Origin of the sequence: Ruegeria sp. HKCCD7296, assembly GCF_013110775.1 — a bacterium.
Lineage (GTDB): Bacteria > Pseudomonadota > Alphaproteobacteria > Rhodobacterales > Rhodobacteraceae > Ruegeria.
Genome location: NZ_WVRF01000002.1, coordinates 437379 through 462717, shown reverse-complemented (window position 1 = coordinate 462717; position 25339 = coordinate 437379). Strand labels below are relative to the sequence as shown.

The 25339-nt window shown below is 57.0% G+C and carries 29 protein-coding genes; 11 read left to right on the top strand and 18 right to left on the bottom strand.

The features are described 5' to 3' along the window. The 12 genes from GS632_RS04940 to secG all read right to left on the bottom strand — a co-directional run. A partial coding sequence (locus GS632_RS04940; protein WP_171728244.1) for a hypothetical protein occupies window positions 1-931 on the bottom strand: 931 nt, incomplete at its 3' end. A 382-nt stretch (window positions 932-1313) separates the two neighbouring features. After that, on the bottom strand, window positions 1314-2120 hold the full coding sequence (locus GS632_RS04935) for an ABC transporter permease (RefSeq protein WP_171237357.1): 807 nt from the start codon (window positions 2118-2120) through the stop codon (window positions 1314-1316). Next, window positions 2117-3004 (bottom strand): ABC transporter permease, encoded by an 888-nt coding sequence (locus GS632_RS04930; RefSeq protein WP_171237358.1) that lies wholly within the window; start codon window positions 3002-3004, stop codon window positions 2117-2119. The genes GS632_RS04935 and GS632_RS04930 overlap by 4 nt, the downstream gene beginning before the upstream one ends. A gap of 81 nt (window positions 3005-3085) precedes the next feature. Beyond that, window positions 3086-3835, bottom strand: coding sequence for a transporter substrate-binding domain-containing protein (locus tag GS632_RS04925; RefSeq protein WP_171174818.1), 750 nt, complete (start codon window positions 3833-3835; stop codon window positions 3086-3088). 33 nt (window positions 3836-3868) lie between these two features. Further along, window positions 3869-4645 (bottom strand): ATP-binding cassette domain-containing protein, encoded by a 777-nt coding sequence (locus GS632_RS04920; protein WP_171174816.1) that lies wholly within the window; start codon window positions 4643-4645, stop codon window positions 3869-3871. Between the two features lie 125 nt (window positions 4646-4770). Then, a complete protein-coding gene (locus GS632_RS04915) occupies window positions 4771-5523 on the bottom strand; it encodes a PhnD/SsuA/transferrin family substrate-binding protein (RefSeq protein ID WP_171174814.1) in 753 nt (250 codons plus the stop codon). Beyond that, entirely contained in the window at window positions 5520-5957 is a 438-nt protein-coding gene (locus GS632_RS04910; protein ID WP_171721340.1) for a TerB family tellurite resistance protein, read from the bottom strand. The genes GS632_RS04915 and GS632_RS04910 overlap by 4 nt, the downstream gene beginning before the upstream one ends. 20 nt (window positions 5958-5977) lie before the next feature. After that, the gene (locus GS632_RS04905) at window positions 5978-6427 is read right to left on the bottom strand and encodes a TerB family tellurite resistance protein (protein ID WP_171174809.1); all 450 of its coding nucleotides are present in this window, start codon (window positions 6425-6427) and stop codon (window positions 5978-5980) included. Between the two features lie 181 nt (window positions 6428-6608). Continuing rightward, window positions 6609-7385 (bottom strand): isocitrate lyase/phosphoenolpyruvate mutase family protein, encoded by a 777-nt coding sequence (locus tag GS632_RS04900; RefSeq protein ID WP_171237359.1) that lies wholly within the window; start codon window positions 7383-7385, stop codon window positions 6609-6611. A gap of 154 nt (window positions 7386-7539) precedes the next feature. Then, window positions 7540-8022, bottom strand: coding sequence for a bacterioferritin (locus GS632_RS04895; RefSeq protein ID WP_171174805.1), 483 nt, complete (start codon window positions 8020-8022; stop codon window positions 7540-7542). 123 nt (window positions 8023-8145) lie between these two features. After that, window positions 8146-9789, bottom strand: a complete 1644-nt coding sequence (locus tag GS632_RS04890) for a CTP synthase (protein WP_171721341.1) — start codon at window positions 9787-9789, stop codon at window positions 8146-8148. Window positions 9790-9949: 160 nt separating this feature from the next. Beyond that, on the bottom strand, window positions 9950-10315 hold the full coding sequence (gene secG / locus GS632_RS04885; protein ID WP_171174800.1) for a preprotein translocase subunit SecG: 366 nt from the start codon (window positions 10313-10315) through the stop codon (window positions 9950-9952). 151 nt (window positions 10316-10466) lie between these two features. Here secG and nthA point away from each other — a divergent pair, with 151 nt between their 5' ends. From nthA to GS632_RS04860, 5 genes are all read left to right on the top strand, one after another. Next, window positions 10467-11081: a nitrile hydratase subunit alpha gene (gene nthA, locus GS632_RS04880; protein WP_171721342.1), complete on the top strand. Its 615-nt coding sequence runs from the start codon at window positions 10467-10469 to the stop codon at window positions 11079-11081. Then, entirely contained in the window at window positions 11078-11755 is a 678-nt protein-coding gene (gene nthB / locus GS632_RS04875) for a nitrile hydratase subunit beta (RefSeq protein WP_171237361.1), read from the top strand. The genes nthA and nthB overlap by 4 nt, the downstream gene beginning before the upstream one ends. Further along, window positions 11752-12081, top strand: coding sequence for a nitrile hydratase accessory protein (locus tag GS632_RS04870; RefSeq protein WP_171174794.1), 330 nt, complete (start codon window positions 11752-11754; stop codon window positions 12079-12081). The genes nthB and GS632_RS04870 overlap by 4 nt, the downstream gene beginning before the upstream one ends. A gap of 223 nt (window positions 12082-12304) precedes the next feature. After that, window positions 12305-13600 carry an adenylosuccinate synthase gene (locus GS632_RS04865; RefSeq protein ID WP_171174792.1) on the top strand — a complete coding sequence of 432 codons (1296 nt, stop codon included), beginning with the start codon at window positions 12305-12307 and terminating at the stop codon, window positions 13598-13600. Continuing rightward, complete coding sequence (locus GS632_RS04860) at window positions 13600-13836, top strand: DUF2842 domain-containing protein (RefSeq protein ID WP_171174790.1); 237 nt, start codon at window positions 13600-13602, stop codon at window positions 13834-13836. The genes GS632_RS04865 and GS632_RS04860 overlap by 1 nt, the downstream gene beginning before the upstream one ends. On the opposite strand, the gene GS632_RS04855 is transcribed toward GS632_RS04860, so the two are convergent. Continuing rightward, window positions 13827-14399 carry a GNAT family N-acetyltransferase gene (locus GS632_RS04855; RefSeq protein WP_171237363.1) on the bottom strand — a complete coding sequence of 191 codons (573 nt, stop codon included), beginning with the start codon at window positions 14397-14399 and terminating at the stop codon, window positions 13827-13829. The two genes, GS632_RS04860 and GS632_RS04855, sit on opposite strands and share 10 nt — an antisense overlap. A gap of 189 nt (window positions 14400-14588) precedes the next feature. Beyond that, on the bottom strand, window positions 14589-16295 hold the full coding sequence (locus tag GS632_RS04850; protein ID WP_171721343.1) for a hypothetical protein: 1707 nt from the start codon (window positions 16293-16295) through the stop codon (window positions 14589-14591). A gap of 123 nt (window positions 16296-16418) precedes the next feature. Here GS632_RS04850 and GS632_RS04845 point away from each other — a divergent pair, with 123 nt between their 5' ends. Continuing rightward, complete coding sequence (locus GS632_RS04845) at window positions 16419-17126, top strand: thiamine diphosphokinase (RefSeq protein WP_171237365.1); 708 nt, start codon at window positions 16419-16421, stop codon at window positions 17124-17126. Here GS632_RS04845 and GS632_RS04840 read toward each other — a convergent pair. Genes GS632_RS04840 through GS632_RS04825 form a run of 4 tightly spaced genes read right to left on the bottom strand, consistent with a single transcriptional unit; the run spans window position 17071 to window position 20548 of the window. Beyond that, window positions 17071-17985 carry a DMT family transporter gene (locus GS632_RS04840; RefSeq protein ID WP_171174782.1) on the bottom strand — a complete coding sequence of 305 codons (915 nt, stop codon included), beginning with the start codon at window positions 17983-17985 and terminating at the stop codon, window positions 17071-17073. The genes GS632_RS04845 and GS632_RS04840 overlap by 56 nt on opposite strands. Window positions 17986-18030: 45 nt before the next feature. Beyond that, the gene (locus GS632_RS04835) at window positions 18031-18447 is read right to left on the bottom strand and encodes a GFA family protein (RefSeq protein ID WP_171721344.1); all 417 of its coding nucleotides are present in this window, start codon (window positions 18445-18447) and stop codon (window positions 18031-18033) included. 24 nt (window positions 18448-18471) lie between these two features. After that, complete coding sequence (locus tag GS632_RS04830) at window positions 18472-19845, bottom strand: L-serine ammonia-lyase (protein ID WP_171174778.1); 1374 nt, start codon at window positions 19843-19845, stop codon at window positions 18472-18474. 1 nt (window position 19846) lies between these two features. Beyond that, window positions 19847-20548 (bottom strand): glutathione S-transferase family protein, encoded by a 702-nt coding sequence (locus tag GS632_RS04825; RefSeq protein ID WP_171174776.1) that lies wholly within the window; start codon window positions 20546-20548, stop codon window positions 19847-19849. 167 nt (window positions 20549-20715) lie between these two features. On the opposite strand from GS632_RS04825, the gene rpiA reads away from it, so the two are divergent. From rpiA to GS632_RS04800, 5 genes are all read left to right on the top strand, one after another. Further along, window positions 20716-21504 (top strand): ribose-5-phosphate isomerase RpiA, encoded by a 789-nt coding sequence (gene rpiA, locus GS632_RS04820; RefSeq protein ID WP_171174774.1) that lies wholly within the window; start codon window positions 20716-20718, stop codon window positions 21502-21504. 125 nt (window positions 21505-21629) lie between these two features. Further along, window positions 21630-22988 carry a glutathione-disulfide reductase gene (gor, locus tag GS632_RS04815; protein ID WP_171721345.1) on the top strand — a complete coding sequence of 453 codons (1359 nt, stop codon included), beginning with the start codon at window positions 21630-21632 and terminating at the stop codon, window positions 22986-22988. A 72-nt stretch (window positions 22989-23060) separates the two neighbouring features. Next, the gene (gene hflK / locus GS632_RS04810; protein ID WP_171721346.1) at window positions 23061-24203 is read left to right on the top strand and encodes an FtsH protease activity modulator HflK; all 1143 of its coding nucleotides are present in this window, start codon (window positions 23061-23063) and stop codon (window positions 24201-24203) included. Further along, complete coding sequence (gene hflC / locus GS632_RS04805; protein WP_171721347.1) at window positions 24203-25081, top strand: protease modulator HflC; 879 nt, start codon at window positions 24203-24205, stop codon at window positions 25079-25081. The genes hflK and hflC overlap by 1 nt, the downstream gene beginning before the upstream one ends. Continuing rightward, window positions 25081-25275, top strand: a complete 195-nt coding sequence (locus GS632_RS04800) for a DUF2065 domain-containing protein (protein WP_171174766.1) — start codon at window positions 25081-25083, stop codon at window positions 25273-25275. Before hflC ends, GS632_RS04800 begins: the two co-directional genes overlap by 1 nt. Window positions 25276-25339: the final 64 nt, after the last annotated feature.

The window sequence follows — 25339 nt, the reverse complement described above, 5'->3', positions numbered from 1 at the left end:
TTATCGGGCGTTTGAGTTCCACGCCCGCCTTCATCCGCTCGGCGGGAATGGTGATGACATCGGCCCCGACTTCCATCCAGCGCAGATGCAGGATTTCATCGCGGCGACACCCCGTCAGGAACAGCATCTGCAAGGCACGATACAGAGTGCCAGTCGGCCCGAGGTGAACCGCCAGACGCTCGGCCTCTGTCCACCACAGCGGGCGCTCAGTCGGTGTAAGCGCACCCTCGCGAGGAGGTGTGGGCTTAACCGCCTTACGCTTGCCTGTCAGCTTGCTCACCGGGTTGGGAGATGGCTCCTGTCCTGCGGGATGGGCGTCGGCCCATGACTGCCACAGCGCCCGCACCGAACGCAGGGCGTTGGACGCCGAGGCCGGGGAAGTCACGCCCAACATGCGGCGGTATTCGTCCCGCACCATCTCGGGAGTAATGTCGCTCATCCTTACATCGGCGAGAAACATCCGTTTCACGGCGTACCCGTAGCTTTCGATGGTGGAGGCCCGGACGTGTGGGTTTTCCTGCCCGTGAAATGAAGGCGCACTGTAGATGGTCAAGTCCACGAGGACGCGTTCACGCGCCTCCATCGCCGCTCTGTCGGTTGGGCTGAGATAGGTACCTGCGGCCAACTCAGCCATAATTGCTTGCGCTTTATCGCGGGCCGCTTCGATGGTACCGGGTTTGGTCGCCGGGGTGAACTCCGCAATACTGATGCGGTGCAGCTTGCCCCGCACCTTCCGCTCGACACCTAGCATCCACGCCGAGGTCTGTTTGCGGCACACGAACCCGCGCAAGTCGGTGTCACGTAGCGTCACGCCAGTGGTGTCGGCGAATCTCGTGGTCGCTCTGGCGAGGGTCTGCTTGCCGAACCGGAAGCGGCGCGGCTCCTCGGGCCGGGCTTTCGATCGGGGCAGGGGTACAACATTTACAGACATGGGCAATGGTCCTTTCATCGTCTCGGTGAAGAAGCCCGTTCCGTTTGCAGCCGGGGCGGGGTTCGTCGTCAGAACACTTGACTGTCGACCTCAGAATTACTCTCAAGGCAACTTTGAGGCAACCAAAAGAATGACAAATGAGGGGTAAATGGGGTGAAATCAGAGCACTCGGAGCGAGGCTATAGTCTATATTTTTATAGCCTTATCGCAATGTGTGGGTAATAGGGGAAAAGGTAGTGCACTTGATTGTGGATCCAGAGGTCCCCTGTTCAAGCCAGGGAGGCGGTACCACTTCTCTCAAAACAGGTTTGTTTTTCACGCGACTGCACGCGTTGCGCCATTCGAATGGCTTTGAAAGTTGATGCGATGCGCGCGCTGAAGATCAGCGCGCGAGGTTCAGTTTGAAACGCATCTTGGTTTGCCTGGCAGCTGGAAGATGTCGGTTCAAGCGCTTGTTGATCACGCCAAACCCCCAGACGATTACCAGTGTCAGCAAGATGAAATAGAAGGCCAGGATCGGATAGGGAACGAATGGATTAAACGTCTTGTCGGCAAAGTAGCTGGCGTAATACAGCGCGTCTCCGCGTTGTTGCCAGGCTGGGAAGGCCGAGAAGAAAACAAGGGTCGTTGCGTGGAACAGAAAGATCGCCTCGTTCGTGTAAGCCGGCCATGCCAGGCGCAGCATGGTGGGCCAGACGATCCGGCGGAAGCGAGCCCAACCTGTCATGCCATAAGCATCAGCAGCCTCGATATCGCCTTTGGGAATGGATCTGAGCGCACCATAGAAAATCTCGCCCGAATAGGCAGCGGTGTTCAGGAACAGCACGATCAGCGCCCCCAACCAGGCTGAGGTGAAGGCATCAAACATCGGGTAGGATTTCTTCAGCGATAGTAAGAAGAAATAGGCAAAGAAGAACTGGATAAACAAGGGCGAACCGCGGAACAGGAAGATGAACCATTCCGAAGGTTTGCGTAGCCACTTGTTTGTTGAGGCTTTGCCGACTGCCAGGGCGGTGGCCAGAAAGAACCCGGTGGCCAGTGCCATGATCCCGAAATACACATTCCAGATCATACCTGACCCGATCAGTGTAAACTGCTCGCACAGGGTGAAATCGTTCTTGGGCAGCAGACGCTCGCCAATGCCAAGAGAACGGAGGCCATAGTCCTGAATGGTCTGCAAGCAGCTCATGCCGTGGTCTCCTTGCGTAGCAGTTCACCGCCCGAGGTGGCCTGTCCGTGCGACAGCTTGCGCATCAGTTTTTCCAATCCAATCTCGGATACGCGGGTCATACCCAGATAGAAGATGAGCAGGAACAGGAAGTACCACATCCGCCAGTCTCCGTGCGGGTACTGGGTGAATCTGGAGGTTTTGGTGCCACCAAGCTCGCGCGCCCAATAGACGATATCCTCGATCCCCAGCAGGAACAGAAGCGGCGTCGCCTTGATCAGAACCATCCATAGGTTCGACAGGCCGGGCAGGGCGTAGACCCACATTTGTGGTACCAGGATGCGCCAGAAGGTCTGGCGACGGGTCATGCCATAAGCTTCGGCTGTTTCCAGCTGTGCGTGCGGTACCGCCCGCATGCCGCCGAACAGAACGTTTGCGGCGAAGGCTCCGAAAACGATTGAGAAAGTGATGATGGCCAGAAAGAACCCATAGGTTTCGTGCACCCATTCCGGCGCAGTCCCCAATGGCAGCTTGGCCGCCTGACACACGATGAAATCATTTCCCTGACGGATCGGGTCGGTCCATTCGGGGCACAGGATTTTATGCCGCGTCCATTCGAACGCCTGATCCAGGGCAATAACAAAAAACAGGAAGAATGCGATGTCGGGGACGCCGCGCACAATGGCGATGTACCCTTTTCCCAGCCAGCTTAGTGGTGGGAAATGAGAACGGGCTGCCATTGCGCCCATAAAGCCAAACGCCAACGCAACAGGCGCGGTCACGGCCAGCAATCCCAATACCTTCAGGAAAGACAGGTAGAAGGACCAGTGGACACCGTTGGTCAGGTAACAAGAAAACCAACGGAATGTTCCGAGCGTGTCTGGATCAGCGCAGTAGGAAAACATGTAGCGTCTTTCGAACGTCGTGCCCGCGTTGCTGTCGGGCGAGGTTCGGCGCGACTGGCACGCCGAACCGCTTGATACGGATTAGTTTGTAACGACCGAACCGTCAGCGTTGTAAGTTGGAACGCCTTCGCCGAACCACTTGACGATCAGTTCGTTCAGCGAACCGTCTGCTTTCATCGACGTGATCGCTTCGTCGAACTTGCCACGCAGTTCGCCATCCGATTCACGGATGCCTAGGCCAATACCGCCGCCCAGCGGGACATCATCGCCTACGAAAACCAGCTCACCGCCCGATTCTTCGACGATCGGCACCAGAAAGTCCTTGTCAGCAAAGACCGCATCGGCTTCACCGTTACGCACGGCTGCGATCGTTTCTTCCGGGGTTGCGAATTCAACCAACGTCGCGCCGGATTCGGCTACGTGACCGGCCTGAATAGTTGCGGTTTGCGCGGCGACGATACCGCCGGCAACATCAACGCCTTCCGCTGCACCGACATAGGCCGAAGCCGCAGGCGGGAAGTAGTTCTGGGTGAAATCGATGACCTCGTCACGTTCGTCGGTGATCGACATGCCGGCGATGATAGTGTCGTAGTTGCCCGACACCAGGTTTGGAATGATCGAATCCCAATCGTTCTTAACCCACTCACACTCCAGGTTTGCGCGTTTGCACAGCTCGTCGCCAACCTCACGCTCGAAACCGTCGATCTCACCGGCGTCGTTGATGAAGTTATACGGAGGGTAGGCGCCCTCGGTGCCCATGCGGACGGTGTCGGCCATGGCGATACCGGCAGTCAGCGCCAGTGCTGCGGTGGACAGAATCAGTTTTTTCATTGGTTACTCCCCAGTTTGGTTCTGTATTTGAAGTTAAGCCGCCTGAGTGGCGGAGAGAAAGCCCCGAAGCCGTTCGGATTCGGGTGACGTAAAGATATCTTCGGGCGTGCCTTCTTCCTCGATCAGACCTTGGTGCAGAAACACCACGTGGCTTGAGATGTCGGCAGCCATTTTCATGTCATGGGTCACGATGATCATGGTACGCCCTTCGGCGGCCAGATCCTTGATCACCTTGATGACCTCTTGTTCAAGCTCGGGGTCCAGTGCCGAGGTCGGTTCGTCAAACAGCAGCGCTTCGGGTTCCATACACAGACCACGCGCAATGGCGGCACGCTGTTGCTGACCGCCGGACAACTGGGCGGGGTAGACGTCGCATTTATCTCCGATGCCGACCTTTTCCAGATATTTGCGCGCACTGTCTTCCACTTCGGCCCGGTCACGGCCCAGAACGGTCACGGGGGCCTCCATCACGTTTTGCAGGATGGTCATATGCGCCCACAGATTAAACTGCTGAAAAACCATCGACAGGTTTGTGCGAATGCGCATGACTTGTTTGGGGTCGGCAGGGCGACGCGCATGGCCTTCACCGGACCATTTGACAGGTTCGCCCTTGAACAGAATCTCTCCCTGCTGGCTGTCTTCCAAAAGGTTGCAGCAGCGCAGGAGCGTTGATTTTCCCGATCCCGATGAGCCGATCAGCGAAACTACGTCGCCACGATGAGCTGTAATATCCACCCCCTTCAACACCTCGAGATTACCGAAGCTTTTGTGAAGGTTTTTGATTTCGATGACGGGAGCGGTTTCTGTCACGGGCAGTCCAGTGGTTGGTGGTGTTGGTGCGGTACTAGGACCGAAAAAATAGGTCAATGCAATGCGCAAATGACAGAATCAAGACCTCAAACGCCCAAAATGACTAAATGCGTTCGACAATTTGGTCAGCTGTTCGAAAGTAAGGCGTTTGGGGTCGGAGGGTTGGGAACAGCCAGGTAATCCGAAGCCTGAATGTCCACTAGGCCCCTCAGGGACAGTTGTTGCCGATCCGTGTCCTCTAGACCTTCAATGGCTGCGCGCACGGCAAGCGCGATTTGCGCAGCGTTTTGCCCTTGTGCGGTAATGTAGGGCAAAGTTGGGGTTGGCACGGTCCTCGTCACCTCTTGCAGGCGGTCATTCTGGTCGGTGTATTCCTGCAGCAGATGCCATGTCAGCGCATCCAAAGCTGCAAAGTCTGCTTTCCCCTCGGCCACGGCTTGCGCAGAAAGCGCGTGCCCGCCCGTCTCCAAAACTGCGGCGGGGCGCAGGTTCAACTGTGCCAAATGCGTGATTGGGGCCGCCCAACCGGACTGAGACACAGCCTCGTTATAGGCAAAGGTACCTTGTGTCAGATCTGTGAGGTCGCGGGTATCATCCCGACGTTTGACAAAAACCGAGTTGTAATGGCCAGCCGGGCAATCTGGCAGGCCATAATCTGGCGTTCCAACCAATTGCACATGACCATGCAGTCGGGTCCGGTACGGCATTCCGCATGTCTGAGCCAGAATCAGATTCGGATCTTGCCAGACCCCCCACATGTCCTGATCTCTGGTCAGGTGATCTGGGCCATAACCCAGATGATTGCGGATCAAGGTCCAGAACCGGTCATTGGCAGCTTGAAGCGCAGGCATGTCATACATGCCAAGCATTGCGATCACGATTTTGCAGCCCTTTGGCGCGCCAAGGCCGAATCCACGTCGCTTACACCCAACAGGCTGACCACGAGACGCAGCAGAGAGTCTTCTTCGCCAGTGCGATGACCGTCAGCAAGCGCTACGGACCACAGGGCCTGGACCACGGCCAGCCGGTCCTCATAGGCGACAGCCTCTTTGATGGCACGGGTAAAGCGGACCGTGTCGGGGGCTTCGGCCTCCAAATCCTCGGCCTGCGCGCGCAGTGCGGCGCTTTCGAACGGAGACAAGCCATAGCGTTCCGCAGAAATACGGTCGATGCGCGCCATCTCGGAATCGGAATAGTCGTTGTCGGTACGGGCCAGACGCACCAGCAAGGCGGTCAATGCAAGGCGGGCGTCGTCGTCAACAAGCGGGTCGGGTTGAGGCTGCGTGATCCTGGAAAGAAAGTCGCTGAACATGGGCTAGATATAGCGAGCGCCTAACTCACATCCAAGCGGCTTTGTACGCGTTCGCGTGCGGCCTTGCTGTCATTAAAGCTCAAACCCATGGCGACACGGGCTTCTTCGACGATCTTCATCTCGCCTTCATCTGTGCTGCCATCGGCCAAAACAACTTCCCACAAAGCATCGAGCGCGGCCAGACGCTCTTTCAGGTCCGTCGTCTCCCGGATCAGCTTACCAAAAGTGTCGGTTTCGGGCGCAGCGGCATGAAGCTTTTCGCAAGTTGCCCGAACTTTTGCCGCCTCGATCGCATTATGCTGGTAAAGACGGGCTAAAATCTTGTCGATCAGGCTGATCTCTTCCAGTTTGTAATCCCGATCCGCCTGCGCCACACGCACCATGAGCGCGCCCAGGGCAAGCTCGGCATCCGGGTCGGGCAGGTGTTCATGTTGAGGCGGCCTGAGCGCCTGAAAGAATTTTTTCAACATAAAGTCAGGTTATTCCATATTTTGTGGTCCGCCAAGCGAAGACTACCTGCCATAGGTCAGAATGGTCACAAGATTGCCGATTGATCGCGTGTCCCTCAGAGCCGGTATCCACAGCTTGCAGTGTTCAACCGTAAGGTGAAGAAAACTACTTCGGAAGGCAATACTACCGAATTGGGCGCGGTTAGCCCTGATAGTTCAAAGCGGCCTGCGCCTGCTCGGTCAGCCACGTGATCATCTGACGGTAGGGCACCGGCCCATAGCTGACACGCGCCACGCCCAATTCGGCCAGTTTGGACGTTTCAGGTGTGCCGGGCAGGGCAATGATATTGACGGGCAGGTTGGTCGCCTCGCAAAGCTGGCCAATCATTGTTTCGTCTTTCAGGCCCGGCGCGAAAAATCCACTGGCGCCCGCCGTTTCATAGGCCGCGGCCCGCGCAATGGCATCCTGCAGCATAGCCTGGTCATGCGTGTCAGCCGGTGTCTTGAGGAAGAGATCGGTGCGCGCGTTGACATACGCGGGGATGCCTGCACTTTCACAGGCTTTGCGCATGGCTTCAACACGCTTGGCCTGAACCGCCATGTCATAAAGGCCCTCGCCACCGATGACCTGATCTTCGAAGTTGAACCCGACTACGCCGCATTCCAGCGCACGTTTCACGTTTTCCGCGACCCCCTGCAAAGTTTCCGCATAGGCTCCTTCAAAGTCCAGCGTCACCGGCAGATCGACGGCTGAGACAATGCGGCGGGCATTATCCAAAGCAGCCTCAAGGGGGATGTTCTGCCCGTCACTGAACCCTTGAGCCATGGCAACCGGTGCGCTTCCGGTCGCAATGGCCTGTGCGCCCGCATCCCGAACTGAGCCTGCGCTGCCTGCGTCCCAGATGTTGAAAAGGATGACCGGATCGCCTTTTTTGTGAAGGCTGGTGAAGGTTTTAGCGTCCTGGATCTGATCGGTCATTGGAACTCTCCTGTTGTGGTCTGTGCAACAGTTAGTCAGTTGAAGAGGACTGGAATAGAGTTTTTTCCATCCCACACGTCACTTTGAAGTGACGACACAGGCGCTGTGCAGATCCGTCAAATACCTGTGCCGTCTGATAGGTTGGTCAAAACCGTTAGGCTTGCTCTGACGCGCCAGATACGAATTTCGCGCTGAAATTCGCCTCACCCAAACGCTTCAGCAGGTTCAATTGAGTGTCCAACCAGTCTTTGTGACCTTCTTCTTCCAGAAGGATACGTTCGAACAGAGTACGCGAGCCGACATCCCCGACCTCGGCAGCCTGCAGCGCGGCTTTGGTGTAGAAATCAACGGCCTCGGTTTCATCCTTCAGATCCGCAGCGAACATCTCTTCCAAAGAACCCGCGGCCGCCGGAGTTTTCTGAAACTCAAGTTCAGGAACGCCACCAAGGAACAGAATTCGCTCGATGAAGGCGTCAGAATGCCCAATCTCCTCTTGCATCTCACCGCGCATCTTTTCGGCGAGAATGTCGAGGCCCCAATCTTCTAGCACATGGGCGTGCAGCTGATACTGATGCGCCGCTGTCAGTTCCATATGCAGTGCTTGTTGGAGGTTGGTGATGGTTGTTGCGTTGCTCATCGGAAATCTCCTGAATCTCTGAACTGTATCCAAGGCACGAAGCAGAAACTTCGCATCCTCATACAGTTAAGAGGTCAGCCCCCACAAAACAACGTGGGGGTGACAGACCGACACAGCGGGGGATTACACCAGACGCGAGGTGTCTTTTGCAGCGCGCACAAAATCGCGGAACAGCGGGTGCGGGTCAAAAGGCTTGGACTTCAGTTCCGGGTGGTACTGAACGCCGATGAACCAAGGGTGGTCCGACCATTCCACGATTTCGGGCAAACGACCGTCCGGCGACATGCCTGAAAAGTTCAAACCGGCTTTCTCAAGTTGTTCGCGATACTTGATGTCGACCTCATAGCGGTGACGGTGGCGTTCCTCGATCTGGGTGCTGCCATAGATACCGGCAACCTTGGATCCTTCGGCGAGAACCGCGTTATAAGCGCCCAAGCGCATGGTGCCGCCTTTGTCGTCGCCGACCTTGCGTTCAACCTTGTGGTTGCCCTGCACCCATTCTTTCAGGTGGTAAACAACTGGCTCGAAACGTTTTTTTCCGGCCTCGTGGTCGAACTCCTCTGAACCCGCCTCGGTGATGCCAGCAGCATTCCGTGCCGCTTCGATCACCGCCATCTGCATGCCCAAACAAATGCCCAGATAGGGGACCTTGTGTTCGCGCGCATACTGAGCAGCCTTGATCTTGCCTTCGGTGCCGCGTTCGCCAAATCCGCCGGGTACGAGGATCGCGTGGAAGCCTTCCAGATGCGGTGCTGCGTCTTCTGTGTCGAATACCTCGGCATCGACCCACTCGATTTTCACCTTGACCCGGTTGGCCATGCCACCATGGGTCAGAGCCTCAGCAATCGACTTATAGGCATCCTCGAGCTGAGTGTATTTGCCGACGATGGCAACTTTGACTTCGCCTTCGGCATTGTGGATGCGGTCACTAACGTCTTCCCATTTAGCCAGATCGGGTTTCGGGGCAGGGCTGATCTGGAACGCGTCCAGAACCGCCTGATCCAGACCTTCCCGGTGATAGGCCAGCGGTGCATCATAGATGGTGCTCAGGTCTTGCGCCGCAATCACGCTGTCAGGGCGGACGTTACAGAACAGCGCCAGTTTCTCGCGTTCCTTGGTCGGGATCGGGCCTTCAGAGCGGCAGACCAGAATATCGGGTGCCAGACCAATCGAGCGCAGCTCTTTCACCGAGTGCTGAGTCGGCTTGGTTTTCAACTCACCAGACGCTTTGATGTAGGGAAGCAGTGTGAGGTGCATAAAGATACACTGGCCGCGCGGCTTGTCCTGGCTGAACTGACGGATGGCTTCAAAAAAGGGCAGGCCCTCGATGTCGCCGACGGTGCCGCCGATCTCACACAGCATGAAATCGACTTCATCTTCGCCAATTGCGATGAAATCTTTGATCTCATTGGTGACGTGCGGGATCACCTGAATTGTTTTGCCCAGGTAATCGCCACGGCGCTCTTTCTCGAGCACATTCGAATAAATGCGCCCCGAGCTTACCGAGTCGGTTTTCCGCGCTGCTACGCCGGTGAAACGTTCATAATGTCCAAGGTCCAGATCGGTTTCGGCACCATCGTCGGTGACAAAAACCTCGCCATGCTCAAACGGGGACATCGTGCCTGGGTCGACGTTCAGATAGGGGTCAAGCTTGCGCAGGCGAACGGAGTACCCTCGCGCCTGCAACAGCGATCCCAAAGCCGCCGAAGCCAGTCCTTTGCCCAAGGACGAAACCACACCACCAGTGATGAAAATAAAACGCGCCATAGTTTTTCGGCTGCTCCCGTGAGACGTCAAAATCAGCTGCCCGACGGTTCCGAAAAACCGCTGCATCACGGGACTTCACGTATAAAGGATTCGCGTCAAAAGCGCAAGAGAACCGCAAGATGCTGTTGCAGTCCTCTTTTAGGTTTCTAGGTTTTGTGGATCAGTCCGCTTGCGGGATCAGTGGCGCGTTGTCGCCCTGTGCCGGTGGCAGAAGATCATCTGCCGACGGAATCGCCGGAGTGCTTTCTTCGGTGGAAGCCGGGGCCGGAACGCCCAGACGATCAATCACTGAGCTGCCCGAGGATTTCTGTGCAGCCAGAATGGTCAGTGTGATCGAGGTCACGATAAAGCAAGCGGCCAGAATCCAGGTCAGCTTGCCCAGCGCGGTTGCCGCTGCGCGGCCCGTCATGGCGCCACCACCACCGCCACCCATACCAAGGCCACCGCCTTCGGACCGCTGCATCAGAACAACGGCAATCAGGCCCAAGGCCAACAGAAGGTGGATGATGAGAACGACGTTTTCCATGGTGGTCCTGTACAGCGTGGCGTGTATCGCGTGGTACTTATGCAAGTTTGTCCGCGGGGGCAAGTCAGGAGTTGGCATCACGACGTGTGATATACCATATCACGGCAAAGGGACTGGACAGAACGCTGATGAGTGACGCAGGCTGCGGCCCATGCCACATGACGATCACGACCACCCGCACGCCCTGTTACCGCCGGAACCCGCACTGCGCGTCAAAGCGCTTGAAACGATTCTGACCCGTAAAGGGCTGATTGATCCGGCGGCTCTGGATGAGATTATCGACACCTATCAAAACAAGATCGGCCCGCAGAACGGCGCGCGGGTTGTTGCCAAAGCGTGGAGCGACCCGGCTTTCAAGGCGGCCCTGCTGGAAGATGCCACACCTGTTGTGGCGGATCTTGGCTATTACGGTCGACAGGGCGAACACATGGTTGTTGTCGAGAACACGCCAGCCCAACACAACATGGTCGTCTGTACCTTGTGCAGCTGTTACCCATGGCCGTTATTGGGTATCCCGCCCGGCTGGTACAAGTCGGATGCCTACCGCGCCCGCGCCGTGCGCGAACCGCGCAAGGTGCTGGCCGAATTCGACGTCACCTTGCCCAAAGGTACATCAGTGCGGGTCTGGGATTCGACCGCTGAGATTCGCTACCTCGTCCTGCCCATGCGCCCCGAAGGCACAGATGGGATGAGTGAAGACGAACTTGCCTCGCTGGTGACACGTGACAGCATGATCGGTTCCGGCTTTCCCAGGGTGGCCTCATGACCCGCGTGCACGACATGGGTGGCCGTTTCGGGGATGGGCCGATAAATCCCGAAGCAGAGGATGCACCTGTCTTTGCCGAGGACTGGCACGCGCGAGCCTTGGCGGTGACGCTTGCCTCTGGGTTTCTGGGGCAATGGAACATCGATGTGTCCCGCCATGCGCGCGAACGCCTCTCACCCAAGGATTACACGCGGTTTTCGTATTATGAGAAGTGGATCTCGGGCCTGGCCGATCTATTGGTAGAGAACGGAGTGTTGACCCATGAAGATCTGCGGGGTGGCGGGAACGACGAACCGCACCCGCTGGCAGAAAAGATGCTGAAAGCAGAGGCCGTGTCCGCAGCATTGGCCAAAGGTGGTCCCGCAGACAGACCCTCCAATGTCGCTGTGCGCTATTCAATTGGACAAGAGGTTGTCACGACTCGGCCCGCAGCAAATCGCCTTGTGGACGGTGGCCACACACGGTTGCCGATCTATGCGTCCGGCGCCAAGGGGCGCATCCTTCGCCTGCACGGCACACATGTTCTGCCCGATTCCAATGCGCATGGATTAGGCGAAGCGCCTGAACCGATCTATGCGGTGGCGTTCCCGGCATCCGAACTTTGGGTCAGTCCGGAGCATCCCGACGACGAAGTGGTGCTGGATCTCTGGCAAAGCTATTTGGAGCCCACATGAACAACTGTGTCACCCATACGGCCCCAGAGCCCGTTTTTGACCAACCCTGGCACGCGCAAGTCTTTGCCGTCACAGTCGCGCTGAACGAGGCGGGCCGTTTCGCGTGGTCCGACTGGGCGGCCCGTTTCGCGGACACATTAAAGCGAAATGGAATAGCCCGGGACCTGGATGGTGGCGACGATTATTTCCAGGCGTGGTTGGAAACCCTTGAGGATTTGCTTGCCGATCAGGGCGCCGCGCCACCACAGGATGTAAAAGCGCTGCACCGGGCTTGGGAGGACGCGTACTTGACAACGCCGCATGGGCAACCTGTGCATCTACGCTGACAAAAATTGGGGGCTCTGCCCCCGCCGCCCGTTCCGGGCGACTCCCCCGAGGTATTTTGAGCAGATGAAGCAGGGGATCCGTTCTTCATCTGGCCGAAAATACCTCCGCCGGAGGCATCGCGCGCCCGCGCGATTATCATCTGCGGCGAAATATCGGTTTCCCTGCCGTCTGAGCCCCGCTATACGAGCCGGGTTTGATTACTCAGCACGAAAAGGACCGGATATGGCCAACGTGGTTGTTGTCGGCGCTCAATGGGGCGACGAAGGAAAAGGCAAGATTGTCGACTGGCTCAGCGAACGGGCGGACGTGATCGCGCGTTTTCAGGGCGGGCATAATGCCGGCCATACGCTGGTGATCGATGGCGAAGTCTACAAGCTGCACGCGCTGCCCTCGGGCGTTGTGCGCGGCGGCAAGCTGAGCGTGATCGGCAATGGTGTCGTGTTGGACCCCTGGCATCTGGTCAAGGAAATCGCGACCATCCGCGCACAGGGTGTGGAGATTACTCCTGAGACACTGATGATTGCTGAGAACACTCCGTTGATTCTGCCGATCCACGGAGAGTTGGACCGTGCGCGTGAAGAAGCGGCCAGCAAGGGCACAAAGATAGGGACCACTGGGCGCGGAATTGGGCCCGCCTACGAAGACAAGGTCGGGCGTCGTTCCGTACGCGTCGCCGATCTGGCGGACGAAGCAACCCTTGAAGCCCGCGTGGATCGTGCCTTGCAGCATCATGACCCGTTGCGCAAAGGTCTGGGGATCGAGCCGGTTGATCGTGATGCACTGATCACTCAGTTGAAAGAGATCGCGCAGGAGATTTTGCCTTTTGCGGCTCCGGTTTGGAAAGTGCTGAATGAAAAGCGTAAAGCTGGCAAGCGCATCTTATTCGAAGGGGCGCAAGGTGCCCTTCTGGACATCGATTTCGGCACTTATCCTTTCGTGACCTCGTCCAACGTGATCGCGGGTCAGGCCGCTACGGGCGTTGGGATTGGGCCGGGTTCGATTGATTTCGTGTTGGGTATTGTAAAAGCATACACCACACGGGTCGGCGAAGGACCGTTCCCGACCGAGCTGGAAGATGCGGATGGTCAGCGCCTTGGTGAGCGCGGCCATGAGTTCGGAACGACGACAGGCCGCAAACGCCGCTGTGGCTGGTTTGACGCTTGCTTGGTAAAACAAACTTGCGCGACCAGCGGAGTAAACGGCATCTCGTTGACCAAGTTGGATGTTCTGGACGGGTTTGAAACACTGAAAATCTGTACCGGGTATGATCTGGACGGCGAACGTTTGGATTACCTCCCAACTGCGGCTGACCAGCAGGCGCGCTGCACCCCGATTTACGAAGAAATGCCGGGCTGGAGCGAGTCGACGGAAGGCGCGCGCAGTTGGGCTGATCTGCCCGCCAATGCGATCAAGTACGTACGACGGGTCGAAGAGCTGATAGAATGCCCCGTAGCGCTTTTGTCCACCAGCCCGGAGCGGGACGACACCATTCTGGTGACCGACCCGTTTGCAGACTGATGGCCGAAGAAAACAAACCAGGCCTGAGTTATAAGGCGCGCCGCCGGTGGTCGTTGGTAATCCTTGTAATTGGTCTGCCACTCTACATTGTGGCTGTGGTGACAGTTGTGAACTGGCTGGATCGCCCCCCGATTTGGGTGGAGCTTTTGGTCTACGTCGTCCTGGGCGTTCTTTGGGCTTTGCCGTTCAAGTTCATCTTTCGCGGTGTCGGGAAAGAAGACCCCGATCAGTCCTGAGCCACTTGAGATGTCGGCGCTTGGTTTGGCCAGCTGAGCACTGCGCGTGCAAACGCGCGGTACTCACTTGTAAATTCCTTGGCCATGCTGAACGGTGTAGGCCAAGGGGTCGTCAGCGTCGCCTCGACCTGACCTGGTACAAGAGTTAGCTCTGCGTCGTGTTTCGCGGCCAGGCGTCTCATTTTTTGGTTGGTCGCAAGGCAAAGCATGTGAACTTCCCTGATCCCTCGGTTCTGAGCGATTGTAATCAGACGTGACAACAAGGCATCGCCAATCCCCTGATCTTGCCAGGCTTTCTCGACGGTAAATGCGGCCTCGGCGACGTGGTGCCTATGATCAGGTATCAAACGCAATTCGCCCACGCCTCGAAGGCACGAATCTGGGAAGGCTCCGAATATGAATGCTGCATCTGCAAGAATGCCGGAGAGATAGTTTTGCAGCCCCTGCGACGGAACATGTGTGCCAAAGCGCGAATATAGTGCCTCATCATCCAAGCTGTTGAAATGGCTTTCTATCAAGGCCTGGTCGTATTTTCGAAGTCGTCGAATCATGATGTCTTGCATAGCAATACCTCTGTCTGAAACGGGTGTCATGACGAGATTTCTGCCGTGAGATTACACCAGAATTCTGCGACGCAGCATAAATTTTTAAGCATTTCCACTAACAGGAGTTTTTTCCGCCGCGCTTTGCCAAGACTGCAACAAAAAAGGGCCGGGAATTACCCGACCCTTTGTCTTTTGATGTTGTTGCAGTTAGCCGACTGCGCGCTCGTCATCTGGGCGGAAACCGATCAGATTGGAGGCCGCGAACCGGCCACCACCAGCCTTTTCGATTTTCCCATCGCGCAGCAGTTGGCCAAACGACCGCAGGCTTTCTTCGCGATTGAACTCGTCCTGCTTCAAAGAGCGGACTTTGTTCATCAGTTGCGGGCGCGAGAACTGTTCCTGGCCTTCGATGAAGGAAAGATAAGCTGCTGCTGCTTCCAACAGATCGGGCAGTGATTGTGCGCCTTGATCCTGTGCAAACTGCGCAAAGCCGCTTTCTTCCGATCCGGTATCTTCTAGATCCGAAGTGACGCGACGAGGCATGACAGGACCAGTTGGTTCGCTTTGATCGTCCACGCGCTGTTCGGCAACCAGTTTCAGCGGGGCCGGAGCGTCTGCTTCAGGGCGCGCGCTTGTAACCTTCACTTGGGGGCGGCGGGGGCTGACAACGGATTCCAGATCGCCGCGATACTCGGCGTCCTTCGAATGTGTAGCGGCTTCGTCGTCAAGCTCTGCTTCTGTCGCGGCAACCGCTGTGCGCAGGTGCGAATAAGTTTCACGCGCGTCGCTGCTTGAAGGATCTTCCATGTGCTCGCCGGTTTTGGCCATTAAGCGAAGGACATCCTGTTCGGGATCAACATCATCAGTCAGTTTTTGGCTCGAGCGTTCAGAAAACTCAGATTCGATCTCGGAAATCTCGCTCAGCAGGTTCTCTTCATCTTCTGCGGTCAGCAACCCATGCGTCTGAGTGTCCTGATCATCCTGGGCAGTTTCGACCGTCACATCCTCGACGTTAAGGATGTTTGGAACGTCCTCTTCTTCGAGTTCTTCCTCGATATCTTCTTCCAGCTCCGCAAAGAGGGGTTCGGCAGGAAGTTTCGCCGCTTCGGGAGCGTCTTCAAGGTCATCGGCTTGCACGTGCTCGGGGGTCATGGGCACATGCATTTCTTCGGTTTCCGCAGTTTGCTCTTCTGATTCAACAGTTGGGACTTCTGCTGCTTCAGCTTCTTCCGTCTCGTCAGACGTTGTTGGCGCTTCGGCTGAAAGGTCATCTGTCTCTTCTGCGTCAGCCTCATCGATAACAGGCTGCTGCGGCTCCTCAGGCATTGGCGCCGCAGGTTCGGCAAAATCTTCTGCTTTCAATGCACCAGCTTCAAAAGCTGCGGCTACTGCGTCCACAGGGGGGGTGGAACTTGCCAGCAGAGATGTGTCTTCGTCTTCGGAATATGCTGAAGGAGGAACATCCGAATGAGAGACAACTGCGCGAATGCGCTGCAGCTTGGCCGAGATGCTGTCAGCCGCTGGAGCAGGGGGTTCTCCGACTGGTTCCGCATCGGCAAGTCCGGCTGGGGCCGGATTGGGTGGCTCGTGAGTGGGGGTGTGTGCCATGGTCATCGCGCCGGCTTGCGGGGCTAGCTCCTGACGGGGGGTCTCAGGTGTCTGTGTGGCGCGCAAAAGAAGTCCGGATTCGTTCTGGCTGGCTTCCACCCGTTGGGACGCATCGCGTCTGGCAATGCGTGTCAGCATCTCGGCATCAGGTTGAGGGGGTTCAGAGCCGAAATAGCGGTCATCTGCTGCAAGATCGCGAAAATACTCGGCGATGGCTTTCATCGTCTCAAAGGAATCGTCAAATCCTTCCAAAGTGCAGGAGAAGGTTCCATAAGAAACGGTCAATACCTTGTTATTCTGTACCATCAGACGCACGTCCTTTACAAACTACGAGAGCCAGCTTACCCGGAATCGGGAGCACACACTGGCTCGGAACTTTCTGCATGAACCTATCATTTTGTGGTCTTAATGTGTCCAAATCCGGGAAAAATGGCCAATCTTAATAAAAACGAGATCATTGTACGCTCGATTGATCCAATTGGTCTGTTCGGAGGGGGATTTGTCGGTGCCGAGGACCTGAATCTGGTGCTGAATCGCGTCAAATCGGTTGTGGCCGCTGATGGTGGTGCAAAGGTTTTGACAGAATCAGGTCATATCCCGGATGCCGTTATCGGCGATTTCGATTCGCTGAGCGCGTCGACACAGGCAAAAATACCGACCGAGCGTCTATTCCCGATCCGCGAGCAGGATAGTACGGACTTCGATAAAGCGTTGCGCAGCACGCAATGTCCGCTGATTTTGGGTGCGGGGTTTCTGGGGGGGCGGCTGGATCATCAATTGACCGTATTGAATACCCTGGTCAGGCGACAAGATCAGGCGTGTATTCTGTTGGGCGAACATGAAGTGGTTTTTCACGCACCGCCACACATCCGTCTGCCAGTTGATCCCGGCGACGTGGTTTCGCTGTTTCCTTTGCGCCCGGTTACAGGGCGCAGCACCGGGTTGGAATGGCCAATCGACGGGTTGAAATTCGATCCAGCAGGTCAAGTGGGCACATCGAACCGCGCGCTGGCAGAGGTCGAGTTGCATATGGACGCGCCGGGACTATTGATCATGATCCCGCGTTCTGCGTTGGATCCACTTATGCAGGTGTTTCTGTCGGAGCAGACCGGGCAGTGGCCCGCTCGCGAAGAATGACATAGAGCCCGGCAGCGATTGTTATCGTAATGCCAAGCGCGGCAAGCCCGTCAGGCAGGTCGCTGAAGATGACCCAGCCGATTAGGGTTGCAACAGGGATTTCCAGGTACTGCATCGGTGCCAGCGTGGCTGAGGGCGCATAACGCAACGACCAGGTCATCAGCAGGTGTGCAACGGTTCCCAAGACCCCGATCGCAATCAACAGCCAGTACATGTCCGGGGCAGGCAGGGTCACAGAAATCTCCCACACATCCAGATGCGTTCCGATCACCAGAACCGGGGCCAGTACCAGAGTCGCAAGAACACCTGATACCGCCTGTAACGACACAGGGTCTGTCTCTTTGGCGATTTGCCGTGTGACCAGCATAAACAGAGCAAACACAACAGCGACGATAAGGGGCAGCAGTGCAGGCGCGCCAACCTCGGCAAAGCTGGGTTGGATGACTAGAAGCGTGCCGATGAAACCTACGATGCAGGCGATCAGACGGCGTGCGCCAACCTCTTCACCCAGAACAAACTTGCCCAACAACAACATGATAAACGGCATAACAAAGGCGATTGCGATGGCATCCGCCAGAGGCAGGAACTGCAACGCGCTGAACATTGCGGTGATGCCAATGATGTGCAGAAACGTGCGGATTATCGTCAGTCGCAGGATGCGGCCACGCATCCGCCAAGGTCTGCCGGTCAGTGCAACCAGAGGGATCAGGATCAGGGCCTGAACTGCAAAGCGGACCGTTACCAGCAACCCCAGTGGGGTGGTCTCGCCCAACAGTTTGGCCATCGAGTCGCCCAATGGGGCAAGCAGGCAAAAGCCAAGCATTAAGACAATGCCAAAAACGGGACGATCCTGAGTCATGTCCGCGACGCTAGCCGTTTCACGGTACAGTGGAAAGGCTGGATGTTAGTCTTTCGGCAAGGGCTGAACCTTTGTGTAATCTGGCCCAATGCCCGTGGGTAAACCGTCATCAAGGTGCAGCCAGCTCAGCTTTTCTTCGTGGGAAACATGCAGCGTGGGCTGCAGGTCATCAGGCACCTCTAATGTCGCCACGTACAGATGCAGCACATCCGACATCTTGGCCGAACGGAACGAGATCGGTGTACCGCAATGCGGGCAAAAGCTGCGCTCAACTCCGGGTGAGGAGTTAAAGCGCTTGGGTTCTTCCCCGGTCCAGCGCCATTGGCCGTCGCGGACGGCGAAGTAGGTGGTCATCGGGGCGGCGCATTGGCGACGGCAACTGTCGCAGTGACATGTCACGCAAGACAATGGCGAAGAGTCGACTTCGTATTTGATTGCGCCGCACAGGCAATGTCCACGCATTACGACCCCCACATTATTTTGCGATCAGCAGTTTGGCACGTTCACCGCCAATCCACCAAGCGAGGTTTCCTTATACTTCTCGTGCATGTCATGACCCGTCTGGCGCATGGTCTCGATTACCGAATCCAATGGCACGAAATGTTCGCCATCCCCACGCAGGGATAATGACGCGGCGGACACTGCCTTGATGGCTCCCAATCCGTTGCGTTCGATACAAGGCACCTGAACCAGACCCGCAACGGGATCGCATGTCATGCCCAGGTGATGTTCCAGAGCAATCTCGGCGGCGTTCTCTACCTGTTCAGGTGTTCCGCCCATCACGGCACAGAGCCCAGCAGCGGCCATGGCAGACGCGCTGCCGACCTCGGCCTGACATCCTGCTTCAGCGCCTGAGATCGAGGCATTGAATTTGACCAGCCCGCCTATCGCAGCAGCGGTCAGCAGGAAATCTTCGATATGGCTTTCCGAAGCGCCAGGCACGTGATCCAGATAATAGCGCAGCACCGCAGGTAGAACGCCGGCCGCGCCGTTGGTAGGGGCCGTTACAACCTGCCCACCGGCAGCGTTCTCTTCGTTGACCGCCATCGCGTAGACGCTCATCCAGTCGTTGATTGTGTGTGGGGCGGTCAGGTTCATACCACGTTCAGCCATTAGAGCATCATAAATGCCCTTGGCGCGACGACGTACTTTCAACCCACCCGGAAGGATACCGTCTGTGGCTAATCCCCGTTCGATGCAGGCGTTCATGACCTCCCAAAGACGGGCGGAGCCTCTGGCAAAGCTGTCGGCGCAACCCCGCGCGATTTCATTTTCACGCTTCATGTCAGCAATACTCTTGCCGCTGGATTTTGCCATCTCCAGCATCTCGGCCGCGGATTTGAAAGGGAACGGCACCGGAGCGCCTTCGTCGGTTGCTTTGCCCTCGGCCAGTTCTTCTTCGGTCAGGACAAATCCGCCGCCGATGGAATAGAACACCTGTCGCAGGATCACGTCACCCTGTGCGTCCGTTGCCATCAGAATCATGCCATTGGCGTGCCCGGGCAGGGTGTTGTCATAGTCGAAAACCAGATCGGCTTTGGGGTCAAACTGTAGGGTTGGCAACCCTTCAGGGGTGACCGTATGCGTGCTGGCAATATCTGCCAAAGCAGCCTCGGCTTTGTTGTTGTCATAGGTGTCCGGTACAAAACCGGCCAAACCCAGGATTGTCGCCCGGTCGGTCGCGTGGCCGACACCGGTAAAGGCCAACGAGCCGTGCAGCGACCCTTTAAGACCGGAAAATTCAAACGGCGAGGCACGCATCATATCAAGGAAGCGCGCAGCAGCCACCATGGGTCCCATAGTGTGGGAGGAGGACGGGCCGATGCCCACTTTGAACATATCGAAGACAGAGAGAAACATATCAGATAGCTGAGCCTTCTGGAGGGGTTGGGTGAACAGGGGAGGTGAACGGGTTGGCCCCAAGACCTTCGGCCAAAATGGCCGAGCGGGTCGCCGGGCGTGTTTCAAGCTTCATTAACAGCGTTTGCAGGCAAGGCGTGTCTGTCAGTTGATACCAGCTTCGGTCTGTCATAGCAGGGTAAAGCGCCATCCAGCGCATCATGCACGCGACATAGTAGGTCAGAACGGAAGGGTGATCTGCACAGAACCAACCCGGCGCGCTTTTGGCCATTGCGTCCAGCAATTGAAGGTGACGTCTCAGGCGAGGATGTGTAGCGGCCCGCAATTTGTCGGCCTGCCGTGGGTCGATGTATTTCTCGGCATAAAACACGATACGCAGATCGGCGTGAAGCGTGTTGGACGCAAAGAACAACCACTTCAGAAAGCCTGCGCGTTCCGGGTCATCTTTTGCAGGGGCCAGCTGGCCATGTTGTTCGGATAGCCAAAGCAGGATGGCCGCTGTTTCAAAGATTGGCCCTTGCAGCGTTTCCAACACTGGGATTTGACCGTTGGGATTGAGTGCCCGAAAGGCTGTACTGTCCTGCGCATTCTGGCGCCGATCCACCAGGACCGTGTCAAAAGGCGCACCTATCTCTTCTAGCACCAGGCGGATTACCAGCGAGGCGTTATCAGGGGTATAGTGCAGGCGGTAGGGCTTCGACATGGCGGCAACTTATAGCTCAAAGATGGTCTTGTAAGACATGATTGCGACGTTTCCGATAGGAAACGCGTAGTACTTTGGTATCTCTGAGTTCGCTGGGTCACAAATTGGGGTCGCAGTCACCCGAGGCTTTCCCTATAACTTCGGCAGGCCAACTTTGGAAAGCTGCCATGACCGGAGATCTATCGCCCATCGACACTGCAAAATACGTGGCCGCGTGCCGTGCGGCCGAGATGGTCGAAGACGGAATGCGTGTGGGCCTGGGAACGGGATCTACAGCCGCTTGGTTGGTACGCCGCTTGGGTGAGCGCGTACGAGGCGAAGGCTTGCAGATCAAGGGCGTGCCCACGTCGACCCGAACGGCCCAGCTTGCACGTGAGGTTGGAATCGAGGTCATTTCCCTGGATCAGGCCGGATGGTTGGACTTGACCATTGACGGCGCAGATGAGTTTGACGCGGACCTGAACTTGATCAAAGGCGGCGGTGGTGCACATCTTCAGGAAAAGATTGTCGCCACGGCCAGCGATCAGATGGTCGTCATCGCAGACGCCGGAAAAGAAGTTGAAACACTGGGCGCTTTCCCGCTGCCGGTCGAGGTGGTTCCCTTTGGCTGGCAAACCACGCGGACGCTGATCGAAGAAGCGCTGGACACAATGGATGTTCTGGGGACCACCTCTGCGCTGCGCATGAACGGTCAGGCCCCTTTTGTAACCGATGAAGGAAACCACATTCTGGATCTGCACCTGCAACGCATCGGCAATCCGCGCCAGATGGCGCTGATCCTGAATCAGGTGCCGGGTGTGGTGGAAAATGGTCTGTTCGTCGATATCTGCGACAAGGTCGTTCTGGGCCACGGAGATGGCAGGGTCGAACTGCGGGACATCAATGCAGGTACCATCCAACTGGACCAGTTGTTGAGCGGATCCCGCGATAACCTGTTTTCCGATGTTTCGGACTAAGTTTGATGCTCTTATCTCCGACAAGCGCCCGTGAATGTTTGAATTTTCTGTGCCCAGGGGTTGGCGCCAGGGTTTTTGCGCCCAGATATCCAGAGGATTTTGCAAGTTGAACGAAGGAAACCGGCATGAGCTTTGACTATGATCTTTTTGTCATCGGCGGAGGCTCGGGGGGGGTCCGTGCTGCGCGTGTGGCGGCGGGTGAAACCGGTGCCAAAGTCGCGCTCGCCGAAGAAGACCGCTATGGCGGCACCTGCGTGATCCGGGGCTGTGTGCCCAAGAAGCTGATGGTCTTTGCCAGCGAATACTCGGGCATGGTGGGTGATGCACAAGCTTATGGCTGGGACATTCAACCCGGTGCATTCAACTGGAATACCTTCCACGGCAAGTTGGTGACGGAACTGGATCGGCTGGAAGGTATCTATCGTAACATCCTGAAAAACAACGGAGTGGAAAGCTTTGATCAGCGCGCTCGTCTTGTGGATGCGCACACAGTCGAATTGACTGATGGTACCCAAAAAACCGCTAAGCATATTCTGATCGCCACCGGTGGCCGTCCGGTCGTGCCTGATTTCCCGGGATCAGACCTGGCGATCACCTCGAACGAGATTTTCCAACTGGACAAGTTGCCTGAAAGCATCCTGATCGTCGGCGGTGGCTATATCGCCAGCGAGTTTGCCGGGATCATGAATGGGCTGGGCGTCAAGACAACACAGTTTTATCGCGGCGCGCAAATCCTGCGCGGCTTTGATGAAGAAGCGCGCGGTCTGATCTGTGAAGAGATGCGCCAGAACGGAATAGACGTGCGACTGGGAACCAACGTGCTGGAAATGACCAAAGACGGGGACCAGATCCGCGTCAAGGCAACCGATGGCACCGAGGATCGTTTTGACGTCGTTATGTACGCCACGGGCCGTACGCCAAATGCCGATAACCTTGGGCTGGAAGACCTGGGCGTTGAACGCGGTCGCAAGGGTGAGATTGTCGTAAATGAATACAGCCAGACCGCAGTGCCTTCGATTTACGCTATTGGTGACGTCACGGATCGGGTGAATCTGACACCGGTTGCGATCCGCGAGGGAATGGCTTTTGTAGAGACCGTCTTCAAAGGTAACCCGACACCTGTGGATCACGAACTGATCCCGACAGCGATCTTTACGCAGCCGGAATTCGGAACTGTTGGTCTGAGCGAAGAAGAGGCCGCGGCGCAAGAACCGATCGAAGTCTATGCCACGTCGTTTAAGCCGATGCAGAAATCGTTCGCGGGCGGAACGCAGCGGGTTCTGATGAAGATTCTGGTCAGTCAGGCCACACGCAAGGTTCTTGGCTGCCATATTGTCGCCCCCGGTGCTGGTGAGATGATCCAGCTTGCCGGAATCGCCGTAAAGATGGGGGCGACCAAAGAAGATTTTGACCGTACTGTCGCCGTGCATCCGGTGATGGCCGAAGAACTGGTGACAATGCGGCAACCTGTGCGCACGGCTTGATTTGCAACCGCGCGCACACAAGTTACAAAGGACGCCGTGATCACACGGTCAAACACAAGGGAACATGTACATATGGCGGGCAACAGCGGTGGCCCCTGGGGGGGCGGAGGCTCTTCCGGTGGCGGAGGAAATCGGGGAAATAACGGGGACGGGCGTCGCCCGCCCGAAGGCGATGGCCCGCAGATTCCCGAGATCGATGAGCTGATGAAGAAGGGCCAAGAGCAACTGCGCGTTCTGATGGGCGGTCGCGGCGGTTCGGGCAAAGGTGGCAGTGGCGGTCAACGCGGCGGTGGTCCGGCCTTTACCAAGGGCACGATTGCAATTGGCGTTCTGGTCGCTGCAGGTCTTTGGGGTCTGGCGAGTTTCTACACCGTTAAACCGGAAGAACAGTCAGTTGAGTTGTTCCTGGGTGAATTCTCGGCCGTCGGCAATCCGGGCCTGAACTTCGCGCCCTGGCCGTTTGTCACCGCCGAGGTCATCCCGGTGACACGCGAACAGAACGAAGACATGGGCGGTGCCCGTGGCAGTGATGACGGCCTGATGTTGACCGGTGACGAAAACGTCGTCGATATCGATTATCAAGTGGTCTGGAACATCAATGATCCTGCCAAATTCCTGTTCAATCTGCGCGATCCACGCCAAACCATCCGCGCTGTGTCGGAATCTGCGATGCGTGAGATTATCGCGCAGAGCGAACTGGCGCCGATTCTGAACCGGGATCGTGGTATTATTGCCGACCGCCTGCAGGAACTGATTCAGGCAACGATGGACAGCTACGACTCGGGCGTGAACATCGTTCGTGTGAACTTTGACAAGGCTGACCCGCCGCAAGACGTGATTGCTGCCTTCCGTGATGTTCAGGCCGCTGCTCAGGAACGTGACCGCTTGCAGAATGTTGCGGACGCCTACGCGAACCGTGTGCTCGCCGAAGCCCGTGGTGAGGCTGCTCAGGTTCTGGAAGAGGCCGAAGCGTATCGTGCCCAGCAGATCAACAGCGCACAGGGTGAGGCCAGCCGTTTCAGCGCGGTTCTGGAAGAATACTCTAAAGCGCCAGATGTGACCCGCAAGCGCCTGTATCTGGAACGGATGGAGCAGGTTCTGGGTGACGTGGACAAAATCATTCTGGATGAGAACTCTACTGGTCAGGGGCAGGGGGTTGTACCCTATCTGCCGCTCAATGAGCTTCGCCGCAATTCCGGACAGGAGAGCAACTGATGCGTAAAACGACATTTATCCTGCCGGTCGTCTTTCTCGCGATTGTTGGCGTTTTATCTTCGATTTTCATCGTGGATGAACGCGAGCGGGCACTGGTTCTGCAATTTGGCCGGGTTGTCACGGTCAAGGAAGAGCCTGGTCTGGCGTTCAAAATCCCGTTGATCCAGGAAGTGGTGCGTTACGACGACCGCATCCTTTCTATCGATGTGCAGCCGCTTGAAGTAACACCTCTGGATGATCGGCGTTTGGTGGTTGACGCTTTTGCCCGCTACCGGATTTCAGATCTGGAGCAGTTCCGTCAAGCCGTTGGTGTTGGTGGCATTCCGGTTGCCGAAGATCGTCTGGACCGCATTTTGCGTGCTGAAACCCGCGAAGTTCTGGGTTCGGTATCCTCGCGCGACATCCTCAGTTCGGACCGTGCGGCGCTTATGCTGCGCATCCGTAACAGCGCCATCGCCGAGGCGCGAGCGCTGGGCGTCAACGTGATCGACGTGCGCCTGAAGGCGACTGATCTGCCGCAAGCCAACCTTGAGGCAACCTTCGACCGGATGAAGGCGGAACGGGAACGTGAAGCAACCGACGAACGCGCCCGCGGTAACGAAGCGGCGCAACGTGTTCGCGCCCAAGCCGACCGGACCGTGGTTGAACTGGTCTCGGACGCTAATCGTGAAGCCGAAATCATTCGCGGTGAGGCGGACGCTGAGCGTAACGCGATCTTTGCCGAAGCCTTTGGCAAAGACCCGGAATTCTTCGAGTTCTACCGCTCGCTGTCCGCCTATGAGCGTGCGCTGGGTGGCAGCAACAGCTCGATGGTGCTGAGCCCGGACTCCGAGTTCTTCAACTACTTGAAATCGCCCACAGGGCAGGCGAACCAGTAATGGGTATGATCCTTCTGGCTTTCGGGCTGGTGCTGATTGTCGAGGGGCTGGCCTATGCGCTGGCCCCTTCGCTTATCGAGCGTATGCTCGAAGCGTTCCGGTCAATACCTGAACAGGCGCGCCGTTTGATGGGGCTGCTATGCGTCATCAGCGGGTTGATCCTGCTTTGGGGCGCGCATCAACTGGGTTTTTGAGGCCAGAGCTTCACTTGGCGGTGATTTCCCCGCGATCCCGAGTTGCTAGCCCGACCAAACTGAC

Coding starts and splice junctions, on each gene's coding strand:
- gor (WP_171721345.1), top strand. CDS start 21,630: ATGAGCTTTGACTATGATCTTTTTGTCATCGGCGGAGGCTCGGGGGGG.
- hflC (WP_171721347.1), top strand. CDS start 24,203: ATGCGTAAAACGACATTTATCCTGCCGGTCGTCTTTCTCGCGATTGTT.
- GS632_RS04935 (WP_171237357.1), bottom strand. CDS start 2,120: ATGAGCTGCTTGCAGACCATTCAGGACTATGGCCTCCGTTCTCTTGGC.
- GS632_RS04830 (WP_171174778.1), bottom strand. CDS start 19,845: ATGTTTCTCTCTGTCTTCGATATGTTCAAAGTGGGCATCGGCCCGTCC.
- hflK (WP_171721346.1), top strand. CDS start 23,061: ATGGCGGGCAACAGCGGTGGCCCCTGGGGGGGCGGAGGCTCTTCCGGT.
- GS632_RS04840 (WP_171174782.1), bottom strand. CDS start 17,985: ATGACTCAGGATCGTCCCGTTTTTGGCATTGTCTTAATGCTTGGCTTT.
- GS632_RS04910 (WP_171721340.1), bottom strand. CDS start 5,957: ATGTTCAGCGACTTTCTTTCCAGGATCACGCAGCCTCAACCCGACCCG.
- nthA (WP_171721342.1), top strand. CDS start 10,467: ATGCCACATGACGATCACGACCACCCGCACGCCCTGTTACCGCCGGAA.
- GS632_RS04845 (WP_171237365.1), top strand. CDS start 16,419: ATGGCCAATCTTAATAAAAACGAGATCATTGTACGCTCGATTGATCCA.
- GS632_RS04925 (WP_171174818.1), bottom strand. CDS start 3,835: ATGAAAAAACTGATTCTGTCCACCGCAGCACTGGCGCTGACTGCCGGT.
- GS632_RS04850 (WP_171721343.1), bottom strand. CDS start 16,295: ATGGTACAGAATAACAAGGTATTGACCGTTTCTTATGGAACCTTCTCC.
- GS632_RS04890 (WP_171721341.1), bottom strand. CDS start 9,789: ATGGCGCGTTTTATTTTCATCACTGGTGGTGTGGTTTCGTCCTTGGGC.
- GS632_RS04865 (WP_171174792.1), top strand. CDS start 12,305: ATGGCCAACGTGGTTGTTGTCGGCGCTCAATGGGGCGACGAAGGAAAA.
- GS632_RS04855 (WP_171237363.1), bottom strand. CDS start 14,399: ATGCAAGACATCATGATTCGACGACTTCGAAAATACGACCAGGCCTTG.
- GS632_RS04900 (WP_171237359.1), bottom strand. CDS start 7,385: ATGACCGATCAGATCCAGGACGCTAAAACCTTCACCAGCCTTCACAAA.
- nthB (WP_171237361.1), top strand. CDS start 11,078: ATGACCCGCGTGCACGACATGGGTGGCCGTTTCGGGGATGGGCCGATA.
- GS632_RS04895 (WP_171174805.1), bottom strand. CDS start 8,022: ATGAGCAACGCAACAACCATCACCAACCTCCAACAAGCACTGCATATG.
- rpiA (WP_171174774.1), top strand. CDS start 20,716: ATGACCGGAGATCTATCGCCCATCGACACTGCAAAATACGTGGCCGCG.
- GS632_RS04870 (WP_171174794.1), top strand. CDS start 11,752: ATGAACAACTGTGTCACCCATACGGCCCCAGAGCCCGTTTTTGACCAA.
- secG (WP_171174800.1), bottom strand. CDS start 10,315: ATGGAAAACGTCGTTCTCATCATCCACCTTCTGTTGGCCTTGGGCCTG.
- GS632_RS04905 (WP_171174809.1), bottom strand. CDS start 6,427: ATGTTGAAAAAATTCTTTCAGGCGCTCAGGCCGCCTCAACATGAACAC.
- GS632_RS04930 (WP_171237358.1), bottom strand. CDS start 3,004: ATGTTTTCCTACTGCGCTGATCCAGACACGCTCGGAACATTCCGTTGG.
- GS632_RS04835 (WP_171721344.1), bottom strand. CDS start 18,447: ATGCGTGGACATTGCCTGTGCGGCGCAATCAAATACGAAGTCGACTCT.
- GS632_RS04800 (WP_171174766.1), top strand. CDS start 25,081: ATGGGTATGATCCTTCTGGCTTTCGGGCTGGTGCTGATTGTCGAGGGG.
- GS632_RS04825 (WP_171174776.1), bottom strand. CDS start 20,548: ATGTCGAAGCCCTACCGCCTGCACTATACCCCTGATAACGCCTCGCTG.
- GS632_RS04860 (WP_171174790.1), top strand. CDS start 13,600: ATGGCCGAAGAAAACAAACCAGGCCTGAGTTATAAGGCGCGCCGCCGG.